The 12,518-nt window shown below is 48.0% G+C and carries 12 protein-coding genes and 1 pseudogene; all 13 read right to left on the reverse strand.

The window, feature by feature from the left end; genetic code table 11:
• Positions 1–91: 91 nt before the first annotated feature.
• Positions 92–619 carry a cob(I)yrinic acid a,c-diamide adenosyltransferase gene (locus tag VSQ61_RS00680; protein WP_334342500.1) on the reverse strand — a complete coding sequence of 176 codons (528 nt, stop codon included), beginning with the start codon at positions 617–619 and terminating at the stop codon, positions 92–94.
• 122 nt (positions 620–741) lie between these two features.
• A pseudogene (locus VSQ61_RS00685) lies at positions 742–1,041 on the reverse strand (mannonate dehydratase); the annotation flags it as partial.
• 40 nt (positions 1,042–1,081) lie between these two features.
• Positions 1,082–2,065 carry an adenosylcobinamide-phosphate synthase CbiB gene (cbiB, locus tag VSQ61_RS00690; RefSeq protein ID WP_334342501.1) on the reverse strand — a complete coding sequence of 328 codons (984 nt, stop codon included), beginning with the start codon at positions 2,063–2,065 and terminating at the stop codon, positions 1,082–1,084.
• Positions 2,007–2,636, reverse strand: coding sequence for a histidine phosphatase family protein (locus VSQ61_RS00695; protein ID WP_334342502.1), 630 nt, complete (start codon positions 2,634–2,636; stop codon positions 2,007–2,009). The genes cbiB and VSQ61_RS00695 overlap by 59 nt, the downstream gene beginning before the upstream one ends.
• Positions 2,629–3,015 carry a bifunctional adenosylcobinamide kinase/adenosylcobinamide-phosphate guanylyltransferase gene (locus tag VSQ61_RS00700; protein WP_334342503.1) on the reverse strand — a complete coding sequence of 129 codons (387 nt, stop codon included), beginning with the start codon at positions 3,013–3,015 and terminating at the stop codon, positions 2,629–2,631. Before VSQ61_RS00700 ends, VSQ61_RS00695 begins: the two co-directional genes overlap by 8 nt.
• 225 nt (positions 3,016–3,240) lie before the next feature.
• The gene (gene cobS / locus VSQ61_RS00705) at positions 3,241–4,002 is read right to left on the reverse strand and encodes an adenosylcobinamide-GDP ribazoletransferase (protein WP_334342505.1); all 762 of its coding nucleotides are present in this window, start codon (positions 4,000–4,002) and stop codon (positions 3,241–3,243) included.
• A 191-nt stretch (positions 4,003–4,193) separates the two neighbouring features.
• Positions 4,194–4,745 carry a bifunctional adenosylcobinamide kinase/adenosylcobinamide-phosphate guanylyltransferase gene (locus tag VSQ61_RS00710; protein WP_334342506.1) on the reverse strand — a complete coding sequence of 184 codons (552 nt, stop codon included), beginning with the start codon at positions 4,743–4,745 and terminating at the stop codon, positions 4,194–4,196.
• Positions 4,733–6,103 carry a cobyrinic acid a,c-diamide synthase CobB gene (locus tag VSQ61_RS00715; protein ID WP_334342507.1) on the reverse strand — a complete coding sequence of 457 codons (1,371 nt, stop codon included), beginning with the start codon at positions 6,101–6,103 and terminating at the stop codon, positions 4,733–4,735. Before VSQ61_RS00715 ends, VSQ61_RS00710 begins: the two co-directional genes overlap by 13 nt.
• Positions 6,100–8,187, reverse strand: a complete 2,088-nt coding sequence (gene cbiT, locus VSQ61_RS00720; RefSeq protein WP_334342508.1) for a precorrin-6Y C5,15-methyltransferase (decarboxylating) subunit CbiT — start codon at positions 8,185–8,187, stop codon at positions 6,100–6,102. Before cbiT ends, VSQ61_RS00715 begins: the two co-directional genes overlap by 4 nt.
• Before the next feature lie 262 nt (positions 8,188–8,449).
• Positions 8,450–9,493, reverse strand: coding sequence for a cobalt-precorrin 5A hydrolase (locus VSQ61_RS00725; RefSeq protein ID WP_334342509.1), 1,044 nt, complete (start codon positions 9,491–9,493; stop codon positions 8,450–8,452).
• A 118-nt stretch (positions 9,494–9,611) separates the two neighbouring features.
• A complete protein-coding gene (cbiD, locus tag VSQ61_RS00730; protein ID WP_334342510.1) occupies positions 9,612–10,760 on the reverse strand; it encodes a cobalt-precorrin-5B (C(1))-methyltransferase CbiD in 1,149 nt (382 codons plus the stop codon).
• A 33-nt stretch (positions 10,761–10,793) separates the two neighbouring features.
• Positions 10,794–11,519 (reverse strand): hypothetical protein, encoded by a 726-nt coding sequence (locus VSQ61_RS00735; protein ID WP_334342511.1) that lies wholly within the window; start codon positions 11,517–11,519, stop codon positions 10,794–10,796.
• Positions 11,520–11,694: 175 nt separating this feature from the next.
• The gene (yaaA, locus tag VSQ61_RS00740) at positions 11,695–12,459 is read right to left on the reverse strand and encodes a peroxide stress protein YaaA (RefSeq protein ID WP_334342512.1); all 765 of its coding nucleotides are present in this window, start codon (positions 12,457–12,459) and stop codon (positions 11,695–11,697) included.
• Between the last annotated feature and the right edge of the window lie 59 nt (positions 12,460–12,518).

The raw sequence follows: 12,518 nt of genomic DNA on the forward strand, positions 1-12,518 counted from the left end.
TGCCGCATCCGGCAAACAAAGGGATGCGGGAGAGCCGCTTGCCGTAAGCTTTTGTCTCTCCCGCATCCCCTATTATCTGCGTAAAGCTTTTCTAAAGCTCAATTCCCTTCCGTGCCGGAAGGCCCTTGTCAAAGGGATGCTTTTTCTTTTGGATTTCAGATACATAATCCGCTAATTCTACAAGCTCCGGCGCCGGATCCCGTCCGGTAAGCACTACCTCCAGTTTTTCCGGCCTTTCCTTTAAAAACTTAAGAGCTTTCTCCTGATCTATCATCCCATGATTATAAGCGGCCATAAATTCATCCATCACCAGCAGGAATATGTTTTCCTCTGCAGCTATCTGTGCTGCTTTTTCAAAAAGCTCCTCATAGGCTTCCTTTGCCTGAACTTTTTGCTCCTCTGTCATATTCCAGAAAAATCCAAATTTTTTTTCACAGGTTCGTACCTGTACCCCGGGAAGCTCTCTTAAAATCTTAAGCTCTGAGGATGTTCCGTCCTTCAAAAACTGTGTCACCAAAACCTTCTCGCCGCTTCCGGCCGCACGCAAAGCCAGGCCCATGGCTGCCGTAGATTTTCCTTTTCCGTCTCCGCAGTAAATATGAATACAGGATTGCTTCATTGATGATTCCTCCTACTTTTCGTTCTATGATGCTTCAAACCCTACTCCCCGCTTAAAACAATTTCCAGCCGCCAAAAGCATGTATCCATAAATTATAAATTGTTCCGGCGTTGTCTGAAATAATGAATATCTTCCTGACCAAGCTTCTTTAGTGTCTCAATATAATTTTCAATATATTGTTCTCTATTGCCCTGTCCCGTCTTGATATCGTCATGGATATTCACGCTTTCAATACCTGCAATATGAAGCCCTGCCGCCTCCACTTCATCCTTCATGGCACGGATTCTCTTTCTGCTCCACACTTCCCCTGGCTGTGTATCATACCATGTGGTAATAACTCCTGTCACACCTGGAATCTGCCGAATTTGTTTTTGTGTAACCGTATCGAATTTTGATCCATGCCATCTAAGGGTCATCTCCATAATAGCTTACCTCTCTTTCATCCAATCCATGCATGCACTTTTACCTGTAAAGCCAAACCGTCACTCCAATACACAAAAACCATACGGCCCAAATCCCAATTAAAGTCAATAAGGATACGGCGTACATCAGCCTGTTTACCCTGCGGATATCCTCATGCTCCACGGCACGCAGCGGATCTCCGATGGAGGGCTTTTCATAAAGCTTCCCAAAGTACCAGGCATTTCCGGCAAGCCGTACGCCAAGGGCTCCCGCAGCAGCCGCCTCGGTGTGGGCGGAATTGGGACTTGCGTGATTTTTTCTGTCTCTTAGAAAAATCCGAAGAGCCTGCCCCATGGACATGCCCGCAAAGGGACTTGCAAGTACCATAAGAAGACCCGACACCCGGGCGGGAATCCAGTTCAGCACATCATCCAGCTTAGCGGAAAAACGGCCGAAATACAGATATTTTTCATTTTTATAGCCGACCATAGAATCCAGGGTATTCACAGCCTTATAGAAAAAGCCCAGAACCGGTCCTCCAAGAGCCAGAAACAGCATGGGCGCAATAACCCCGTCGGAGGTATTCTCCGCCACTGTCTCTACGGCTGCTTTTGCCACTCCTTCTTCGTCCAGCTTTTCCGTATCTCTCCCTACAATCATGGAAACGGCCCGGCGGGCCTTTGGCAGATCCCTTTCCTTAAGGGCCTCATAGACACGCATACTCTCCGCCTTTAAGGAGCGGGCCGCAAGAAGCTGATAATCCCAGAATACACACAGCACAAAGGCCAGACAGGTATTCACTCTCCATACAAGAAACAGTATCAAAAAGGGAATCACAGAGGATACAAAGACTACAAAGACCGCCAAAAAGACACCGGCTGCCAGCTCTCCTTTTTCGGTCTTTGGAAATACTCTTCGAAATGCCCTTTCTCCACGGCTAATCAAAAAACCGATGGCTCGCACCGGATGGTACAGCCACCTGGGATCACCGAAGATCAGATCCAGTGCAAATCCTGCCGTCAATGCCAATAGGTTCCACCTCATAAAGCCGAGTGCCTCCTTTGCTCTTTTCGTCCCAATGGACAAGGTATCCCATTCCGTTTTTTACCTGCCAGTCATAAAATGCCTTTTTCGGTTCCCCGTAAGCCTCCAGAATGCTCATAATGGTACCCCCATGGACCACAAGCGCAGCCTTTTTACAGCCCTTTTGCCGTATCGTCTCCAGTACCTCCAAAAAGCCCTGCCTGCATCTGTTCTGAAAAGCTTCCCTGCTCTCTCCTCCCGGAAACGGGCGTGTCCCCAGACTGTCCACCCATGCCTGATAATCCGGATTGTCCTTTAATTCCAGATAATTCTTGTTTTCAAAATCGCCGAAATCACATTCCCGAAGCTTATCAAAGCACTGTATCTCCATGTCCGGCCAGAGAATCCCGGCTGTCTCAATGCAGCGTTTCAGGGGGCTTGTACAGACCGCATCTACACTGGGATACCTATGACTGACAGCCCTTAAAGCCTCCAGTCCCTCCGCACACAAGCTTTCATCTGTTATTCCAATATACCGCCCCAATGTGTTTCCATAGGTTTTTCCATGACGGATCAGATACAGCTCAACCATGCTTAATCACCGTGCCAATCCCGCAAATTACCCGGTGTACTTCCCTGGCTTTTTTTGCCAATGCACAGCAGATTCGCCCTGTAGTCTCCCGATATTCCCGGTCAAAGGCATCCACCGGAACCACACCGCTGCCAAGCTCATTGACTACAATCACGATCTCCGGATTTTGCAAAAGGATCTCTTCTGTAAGAGTGCCGATGTCTCTTCCTGCCTCCAGACAGCGCCGGATGTATTCATGAAAATGGAAAATTCCCCTGGATTCATAAACGGCATCCCAGGAGCAGCTTCCGCCGTCTGCAAAATCATCTTCTTCTAAGGAAAATGTCTCTTTGGTATACGCCTTTTTTCCCTGAAAGGCTCCTCCGGTTATCAATATCATTTGTTTCTCCATTCCAGTTCCGTATCCCTTGCACAGTACACCCATATATAGATCCATTTCCAGCCGTAAAAAGAACGTCTGTAAATGGATCTGTGCACTGTCCAAGGGATACTGTTTTTTATTTAAGTTCCGCAATAGCCCCTCACTACACCCCTATTAAATCAATTTCCGGTCGCAAAAGCATGCGCCCGTAAATCGATTTGTGCACTGTGGGGCTATTGCTGTTCAAATCTTCCCTGCCAGATACACGGCCGCAGCCATAACCAGTTCACAAAGCTGCAGGAAAAATCCGGCCAGGTCTCCGGTGATTCCCCCAAACTGCTTCTTTGACATCCAATGATAATACACAAAGGTCAGCCATGCTCCCAAAACAGCCGCCGAGCCAAGCTTTACATTCATAAAGCACATATATCCTGCGGAAAGGACCATGAGAAAATACATGCTAACCTCTACTATACGTTTTTGGGCGGCATCTGCGAACATGGCTACCGTACCGCTTGACTTGGCGCCGGGAAATGCCGCCACCGCAAGACCGCTGAAAGACCTGGAAAGCACAAAGCCTCCTGCAAGGATCCGTACCTGCTCTAGGGTAAACTCGCTCCAGATTCCAAGAGCTGCCATAAAATAACAGCAGGCCGTAATAACCGCAAAGGCCCCCGCATGGGAATCTTTCAGAATCTCCAGCTTTCGTTCCCGTGTCTGATAGGAGCTTAAAGCATCCGCCGTATCAAGAAGTCCGTCCAGATGGATTCCCCCGGTCACCATTACCGGTATCAATACATATCCCACTGTCCGCAAAAGCCCCCCGGCCCCCAGCCAGTCAGCCGCCAGGCTCCAAAGTACCGTGACGGCTCCAATGACAATCCCAATCAAGGGAAAAAAGCACATCATATAGCGCATGTTTTCTTTTTCCCAATCTGCCCTTGGCATAGGAATTTTTGAATACATGGCAAATGCAATTTTAAAACTGTTCCACAGCCTTCCCATGGTTTCTCCCTCTTTTTCAACCTATCTGCAATATCCTGCTCATACTTGCAATGTTATTAAGTCAAGCTCTAAAAGCTTGTGAATACTTCGGGCAAGAACCGCCACCCCTTAGCGGGGCGGCCCTCCTCCCCTACGCCGGTCATTTTCCGGAGCTTAACTTAATAACATTGCTCATACCTGGCAGCCTATGATTATGGTAATCGACGATTCGTTTCGGATGCGGCTTTTACCATCAGCGGAATGCCGCAGACTACTTCCGTGACCTCATCCGCTTCCCTGGCCAATGCCTGATTAATGGCTCCCAAGTAACGCTGATATTGCTCTGTCGTTTCATCATATGTTATACCGTCTGAAAAAATATCATTGGTAACCACAACCAAATGCCTGCAGCATGACCGGATTTTCCTTACCCCAAGAAGGACTTCCTCCGGCGTCCTGTCCCCTGCCCCACTGTCTTCAAACATTTCATTGGCAGTCAGATTGGAAAGGCACTCCAAAAGGACAACACCTTCTTTGGGAAGAGACAATCCCTTTAGATTTACATAACGTTCTATAGTAACAAACCCTTTTCCGGCTCGCAAGCTCCGGTGCCGCTCTATCCGTTTTCTTCCTTCCTCCCCAAAGGGCCGCATGGTGGCAATATAATAGAGGGGAAGCTTCGTTTCCTTCGAAAGCTCTGCCGCCAGATTTTCCGCATATTCCGATTTTCCGCTGCCGCTTCCTCCCGTAATCAGCCCAAACATGGCATCACCTCACATTTTTGCAGGAAATCCCAGGCTGCCGACGGATTGGAGTAAAAAAACAAATGGGGAAAGCCTGCATACAGGGTCCCGCTGCCATGAACACATTCCCAGCTTCTCTTTCGCAGGGGCTTTTGGGCCCTCATACTGCTGCCGCAGCTTTCACTTTCCCAGTAGTGAAATTCATGGCCGCGGATCTCATTTCCCTTTTTAAGAAGCATCTGATCCGAAAGAGCCTTAAGGGTTACATAACCGAATCGGGACAGCTTGTCTCTGCGGTAAGCATTTGCCTCCAGAACACCTGCCATGGGATAGACTTTACCATCTGCACCCTCCAGGGTCTTATGGAGGTACAGAAATCCTCCGCACTCCGCAATGCAGGGCAGACCCCCGGCTACTGCCTGGTAAACGGATGTCAGCATGGAAGTATTTTTGCTCAAAGCCTCCCCATGCAGTTCGGGATAGCCCCCGCTTAAAATCAAGCCCTGAATTCCTTTCGGCAGCTCCTTATCATGAAGGGGCGAAAAGGATACCAGCCTTGCTCCCATTTCTTCCAGAAGTTCAAGATTGTCCCGGTAGGTAAAACAAAAGGCTTCATCCTCCGCCACCGCCACAGACACCTTCCCGGCCTCTTTCAAAAGGGGAACATTGGGCGCTTCATACTTAAGCTCCGGCGCTGCCGCTGCCATAGCCATGAAAGCATCTATATCCAGAGTTTTTTCCAAAAGTTTTGCCAGTTCGTTAAGCTTCTTTTGCAGTTCTTCAATTTCGCCCGGCAGCACCAGCCCTAAGTGGCGGCTTTCCAACACAAGCTCCGGCACTCTCGGCACATAGCCCAGCACTTTAAGGGGCAGATGCTCCTCTATCAGCCGCTTCATATCCGGGTACATGCCCTCTGAGACTTGATTTAAAATAACTCCCTGTATGTTCCGGGGTTCTTCAAACTCCAGAAAGCCCTTAAGCAGCGGAAGCACAGAGATGCTTAAGCCCCGGCAGTTCACAATGAAAACCACCGGAATCCCAAGGGTTCCTGCCACATCCGATGAGCTTGCTTTTGTGGAAATGCCTGCCAGACCATCATAATAGCCCATCACGCCCTCCACCACGGAAATCTCAGCCTCTCTGGCGGCTTTTCCAAAGAGATACCGGGTGATCTCCGGTTCCGTAAAAAAGGTATCCAGATTGCCGGAACGTGTTCCAATGACCCTGCTGTGAAACATGGGATCAATATAGTCCGGGCCGCATTTAAAGGATGCCGTTCTGTAGCCTCGGTTTACAAGGGCCTTCAAAATTCCGCAGGTTATCAGCGTCTTGCCGCTTCCGCTGGCTGGGGCAGCAAGCATAATTCTTGGCAGTTTCATAGACCTCTCCCTTCCGCTGTAAAGATATATACGGGATTCTGCCCCATCATTAGCTGATAGCGGCCGAGGGTCTTCCCTTTCGCCATCTGCACCTGTACCGTCTCTATGCCTGCAAAGGGCAGTTCCTTCAAGCATTGGGCTGTCTCTCCAATCGTTTCCAGGGTTACTGCATTTATCACAACCCGGATTTTGGGATTTTTCTCAAGAAGCAGCTCTAAAATCTCCTTGAGATTCCCGGAAGAACCGCCTATAAATGCATGGGTAGGCGCCGGCAGATCTGCTAACGCCTCCGGCGCCGTACCCTCCCTGATCTCCACATTGGATACCTGAAATTTTTTGCAGTTTTCCCCAATAAGCTTACATGCCTCCCGCTCCTTTTCAATGGCCCATACGGTACCCTCCGGCACCTGGAACGCCATTTCCACACTGACGGAGCCTGTTCCGGCACCGATATCATAGACTAAGGAATCCCGGCACAGCTCTAGCTTTGCCACGGAAAGACAGCGAATCTCGCTCTTTGTCATGGGAGCCTTCCCCCGGACAAATTCCTCATCCGGAATGCAGGAAGGCGTTCTCCCTTTGTAATCCGGATTTTCAATCAAGGCCGCACAGAGACCGTCAAAGGACTGCCCCAGAAGCTCCCCCGGTGTCCCCTTTGTGATCCGTTCCTCCTGGTAATGCAGCCGCTCTCCTATGTAGACAGTCACCTGATCCATGCCATAATACAGCAGCTCCCTGCACAGCGCTTCTGCATTATCCTTTCCCCCTAAAAGGGTAAAGGTGCGAAGATTTTCCCGAACAGCCCCTATCAGATTGCCCTTTCGCCCATGAATGCTCATAAGCTTTACATCCTCCCAGGCAATCCGAAGTCTGCCGCACAGATAAGCCACAGAAGAAATGCCAGGCATAAGCTCCACCGAAAGCCCCTCCTGCTCAAATGCTCCAATCAGCCTTTTTGCTCCGCTGTAAAATCCCACATCCCCGGAAAGAGCTACCGCAATTCTTTTATATTCCGGATGCTCCCGAACATAAGCAGTCATTTTATCCGGATCGTAGGCATTCAGCATGGGCTTGCCAAGGGCCTGAAAGCTCTCAAGCATCCGGCCTGCTCCGAGAATACAGTCTGCCTTCTGAAATGCCTCCCATACTTCCTTTGTCATAGTCTCCGGTGTTCCCATGCCGATGCCTGCCAGGATTACCTTATTCCCGGCGTTCTCTTCCCGTTTTCCTGCTGACAGTGTTGGATATGTTTCTAAAGAAAATCTCTCCCTTAAAAGAGCAATCCCCTCTTCCACGGATACGCCCTTTTGCTCCGGGGGGCGTCTTACCAGAACAACCTTGGCTCCGGCTTCCTTTGCGGCCTCAAGCTTCTCATCAAAGCCTCCCTCTTTTCCCGATTCCTTCGTCACCATCCAGGAGGCGTCAAACTGGCGCAGCATAGCTGTGTTCATTTCTTTGGAAAATGGTCCCTGCATACAGATCAAATGCTTTCCTGTAAAGCCCAGTTCTCTGCAGTGAGTTACCACCTCAGGCGTTGCGAGAACCCGGGCATAGACCCGCTCCTGATAGTTGGGAATCCCTGTAAAATAATGAAGCTCCTTGCTTCCGGTGGTTACGAGAATCCTTCCCTTGGTTTCTGCCAGCCAGTCAGCCGCCTCCTTCACACTGCCCACTGTCACACAATTGTTTTCTGTCTGTTCCTGTTCCGCCGGCTCCCCGCCTTGCATATCCATCCCGGGAGCTTCCGTATTCAAGGGTATCTCATGGGCATGATTTGCAGAACGAATCAATCGAAGATATTCACATCCGGCGCTTTCACAGGCGGTTCGTATATTTTCGGATACCTCTGCCGCATAAGGGTGTGTGGCATCCAATACCAAAGGCTGCTCTTCCCTCTGAAAAAGAAGCTTCATCTCATCCCTGGTCAGACGTCCCTGACGTACCTCCAGGTGTTCCTGATCCTTCATCAGCAGGCTTCCATATTCCGTAGCAACACAGGCCAGCACCTTAAGACCCTCTCCCGACAGCCACTCACTGAGCAGCCGACCTTCTGTTGTTCCTGCAAATACAATGATCTGTTTCATAATTTATATTCATTCCTTTCGCCTAGGCACAAAACACCATGAAAAAGCTTTTTTCAATCTTCCTCTCCATTTAAAGCTCCGTAATATCTTTCCGGTATACCCCGTCTAAATCAATTCCCAGTCACGAATGTATGTGCCGGTAAATTGATTTGTTCATTGAGAGGATATTACTGTTCAAGACCAATATCATGTCATTTAGTTAAGCCTTGTAAAATTATCGGTGTTTGGTTCAATATCTTCACAACTGCAATGAAAAATCTACTTAAAATCGCACAATATATTTTTCCAGAGCTATGGCTACGGTCACGCCATTCTCCGCCGCCTTTTTCTGTATTAATCTTGTTTGCCCGGATGCCTTTAAAGCGCTGCGCTCACACACATTTCCCACACCGGTAATTCCTTTTACAAATGAAGATTCCGAAAAGCCCTCCTCACAGGATACCTTCTCCAGATCCTCCCTGCTATAAGTAAGGAATTCCCCATGATAAGCCTCGCAAAAATCCAGAAGTCCCTGTTCCTCCTGCTTTAAGTCAATGGAAGCTATCTTTCCGATGCTGTGCATGGAAAATTGATTCTGGGCCATCACCTTTTTTACCAGAGCTTCTATCTGCTCTTTGGTTGTTCCTTTTTTGCAGCCAATGCCGAGAACTACGATACCAGGCACCAAATGCAGGGTTTTCGGAAACGGATCATAGCTGTCATCCAGAGAAATACTGATTCCAATCTCTTTTTGTTTTCCAAGGGCCAGTTCAAAAGGTATCTGCCCGGACAGCTCAAAATCACTGTACAGTCCAACAGTACGATTTTCCAGCACTTCTGCGGAAATCTCCTTTGCCAGCTTCAGATTATCCAGATACAAATGCTCTCTTCTTGCAAAGCTGTCCACGGAAAAACGGCCGTCAATATCCGTAGCCGTAGTAATCACCGGTACTGCCCCGCAGATAGACGCAATCCCCTTTGTCAGCTCATTGGCTCCGCCTAAGTGACCGGACAATAGAGAAATCACAAATCTTCCCTGTTCATCCATGCACAGCACCGCCGGGTCCGATGCCTTGCTCTTCACAAAGGGCGCTATGGCCCGGACCGCAATTCCTGTGGCTCCGATAAAAAGCAGGGCATCCTTGGCAGCAAACTGCCGGCCTGTCCATTCCCTTAAGGATTCCTCCAAAGCCGGTATCCCCCAGGCGCAGGCCTCTTTTCCTTTGCCCCAGATCTCACACTCATTTTCCTTTGCTATAACCGCCTCCCGGATTTTTTCCGCAAACCTGCATCCGGATCGAGTGAAAGCAATCACTGCCAGCTTCATATCGTTCTCCTATTTCAGTTCCGTAACATCCTGTCAATACACCTTTATTGAGATCCATTTCCAGCCACAAATGCATGTGTCTGTAAATCGATCTGTGTATTGACAGGATGTTACTGATTTAAGTTCCGTAATCTGCTTCTTTTTTTATGCAATCAAGTATTTCCTCCACATGGGCTGATTTTCCCAGGATTCCGTGCTTTTGAGAAAAGGTAATCACTCCACAGGGAAATGCGCTGCCGCTTCTGTGGTTCACATAAAACTCCATTCGTTCCATCAGGCGGTTCATAACTCCTTCTAAAAGCCCTGTGGCCTTTAAGATATCCAACGCCTCATCTGTGGTAATGCAATTCATCAAAGCCTTTGCCGTATCCTGGTCTGCCCCCAGAACTGCTCCATGGGCTGCCAATATCTCCATTCTGGCATCCGCATTTCGTGAGTGGGTATTCATGATTCCTCCTGCCAGCTTCACCAGCTTGCCGATATGCCCTGCCAGCAGAACTCCCTGAAAACCGTATTCTGCCACTGCATCAATGGCTTCTCCCAGAAAGTTGCTGTATTTCACGCAACGCTCTAATAGCTTTGGATCATATTCTTTCAAAAAATCCAGGCCGTAATTTCCCGGCGCAAGCACCAGATACCCATATCCCTTGGAGTGCTGCATCCGTATGTCTACACGAATGGTTTCAATTAAGGCCGATTCGCTCATAGGCTCCACAATACCGCTGGTCCCAAGCACAGATATTCCACCCTCTATCCCCAGCCGGGGATTAAAGGTTTTACTGGCAATCTCATCTCCGCCCGGAATGGAAATTACCACCCACATGCCTCCTTGATAATCAAAACGGCGGCAGATTTCTTCCACGCCTTTTTGAATCATTTCCCGGGGAACGGAATTGATAGCGGCACTTCCCACCGGCTGCTCCAGTCCTTCCCGGGTAACTCTGCCTACACCCTCTCCCCCGTCAATGTGGATACCCGGCTCCTGCTTTTTGTGAACTGTGGCATAGATTTTAAGGCCATTGGTTACATCCGGATCGTCTCCTGCATCTTTCTCTATGGCGCAGGATACTTCTTCCCTGGAAATTTGTACATCCAGAACTTCCAGTGTAAGCTTGATACCTTTTGGCGTCATCAGTTCCGTATAAGATACCTGCTTTCCGGTCAGTAACATTTGTGCGGCTGCTTTGGCTGCGGCTGCGGCGCAGGAGCCTGTGGTGTAGCCTAACCGCATTTTTTGATTGTTTTTGTAGATATATTCATCTAACATATTTTTATATTCACTTTTCTTATGCTTACAGCATTACTCTTCCAATTTGATGTTTAGTTCATCCATAGATACTCTGATTTCATCCATGTCACCGTACAATGCATCGGTCTTTTTTAAGATTATCGGCATGGAAAAGTCCGTCTGGGTGCGCTGCTTTGAAAGAAAAAGAATTAAGTCCATCTGTTCGTCAGTAAGCCCATAATATTCGTCACAAGCTTTGAGCGCTTCATGGATTTCCATAAGCTGTATATCAAGTATGTGAGCGCTGTTTTTCATAAACTCACCATATTCAAACGTACTGTACAGTTCATCCCAAGTTCCCCAAAACGCCGCTGTTATACAGGGCTTTATTTCCCCAGCTATATTTTCCAAAACATATTGGAAAGCTTCTGTTTTCGCAAGCTCGACAATAGCCTCGGGCGCACCTTTAAAATAGTTCATCGCATCCTGATATGGCGTTTTTGCTGATATATCCTGAAATACAGCAATGATATACTTTTTGCCAAAGGTAATCGTGCCGCGGCATCCCTGACTGTTATTCACGCAGTAATTTATGCCATCCCAAGAGTGTTCATAATTTAACTCTGGGTATTCCCCTACAGTTACAGCATGGGCCACTGCCATAAAAATACAACCGTTGTAAAGTTTTTGAGGATTGATTTCTATTTTATTACAAATTATACACATATGAATACCTTTTATATTTGACTTGTATTTGATTATAAAATCTTTGCCCGCCACCCGCAATACGTATATCATTGTCTTCTAACGCCAAACTATAATGTGCCCCGGCAGGCAGGGTCGCTGCATCTTTTTCTTCAAACAAATATACATCCGCTTACAGCATAGCAAATCTTCACATGAAGTAAATACAATTTACTTCATTCATATTACAAAAATATTCTTTTAATCTTTCTATCTTCTTACTTAAGATTTACTTCTGATTTTCTTTCTCAACATTTTTCAAAAATACATACTCTCGCTCAGTCGAAAAAGCCGGACAGTAGGAAAACCCAAGCCCCTCAAACTCACGAACCTTCTCCGGCTCTTCTATCTGTCTCTTAGAAAGCCACCGAACCATCTCGCCCCTTGCCATCTTAGCCTCTGTCCCTTTCACCTTGACCTTTCCATCCTGTAAGCTCCCAAAAATGCAGGTCACATACCGGACCTCCGGCTCCAGATAGGGTTCTATGGCCCTGGAATACTCCTTTGATGCCAGATTCAGAATAACCTTGTCTTCTCTCACCAGCTCCCTGTAAAGCTTATCACTCCAGAATCCATACAGATCCTTTGCATTCCCCACAGAAAGCCGTGCCTGCATCTCCAGGCGATAGGGCGTCACCCCATGATCCGGCCTCAGCATTCCATAAAATCCGCTTAAGATCCACAGATGCTTCCTCACATAATCCCACTGCTCTGCCGTAAACACCTGGGGTGCCATATATTGATACTGGAGCCCTATGTAGGAAAGCACAGCCGGAGTTCTCCCCTCTTCCGGATTCATACACACATATCTCTGGTAATTTTCTTCCGTAATCTTGTCATTAGCCCGAAATAAACGTTTCAGCTGGCTTCTGTCAAAGGTCTGAAGCTTCCCAAGCAGCTTCCTCGTTTCCTCCGGAAAAATCGGTCTTTCTCCCATCTCCATGGAATCCGTATCCACCCGCATCTGCTTGGCTGGTGATATGATAATCTGCATATCTTTCTCCTAAAAAAGCTTTCGCCGTCAAAGGCCGCAAGCCCAAAATAGTATTTATA

This window comes from Candidatus Merdisoma sp. JLR.KK006 (assembly GCF_036941035.1).
In the GTDB taxonomy this organism is placed as follows: domain Bacteria; phylum Bacillota; class Clostridia; order Lachnospirales; family Lachnospiraceae; genus Laedolimicola.

Excerpts from the sequence above, each read along its gene's own strand:
- cbiD (WP_334342510.1), bottom strand. The coding sequence starts at position 10,760 with ATGTTAGATGAATATATCTACAAAAACAATCAAAAAATGCGGTTAGGC.
- VSQ61_RS00735 (WP_334342511.1), bottom strand. The coding sequence starts at position 11,519 with ATGATATACGTATTGCGGGTGGCGGGCAAAGATTTTATAATCAAATAC.
- VSQ61_RS00700 (WP_334342503.1), bottom strand. The coding sequence starts at position 3,015 with ATGATATTGATAACCGGAGGAGCCTTTCAGGGAAAAAAGGCGTATACC.
- yaaA (WP_334342512.1), bottom strand. The coding sequence starts at position 12,459 with ATGCAGATTATCATATCACCAGCCAAGCAGATGCGGGTGGATACGGAT.
- VSQ61_RS00695 (WP_334342502.1), bottom strand. The coding sequence starts at position 2,636 with ATGGTTGAGCTGTATCTGATCCGTCATGGAAAAACCTATGGAAACACA.
- cobS (WP_334342505.1), bottom strand. The coding sequence starts at position 4,002 with ATGGGAAGGCTGTGGAACAGTTTTAAAATTGCATTTGCCATGTATTCA.
- VSQ61_RS00680 (WP_334342500.1), bottom strand. The coding sequence starts at position 619 with ATGAAGCAATCCTGTATTCATATTTACTGCGGAGACGGAAAAGGAAAA.
- cbiB (WP_334342501.1), bottom strand. The coding sequence starts at position 2,065 with ATGAGGTGGAACCTATTGGCATTGACGGCAGGATTTGCACTGGATCTG.
- VSQ61_RS00725 (WP_334342509.1), bottom strand. The coding sequence starts at position 9,493 with ATGAAGCTGGCAGTGATTGCTTTCACTCGATCCGGATGCAGGTTTGCG.
- cbiT (WP_334342508.1), bottom strand. The coding sequence starts at position 8,187 with ATGAAACAGATCATTGTATTTGCAGGAACAACAGAAGGTCGGCTGCTC.
- VSQ61_RS00710 (WP_334342506.1), bottom strand. The coding sequence starts at position 4,745 with ATGTTTGGGCTGATTACGGGAGGAAGCGGCAGCGGAAAATCGGAATAT.
- VSQ61_RS00715 (WP_334342507.1), bottom strand. The coding sequence starts at position 6,103 with ATGAAACTGCCAAGAATTATGCTTGCTGCCCCAGCCAGCGGAAGCGGC.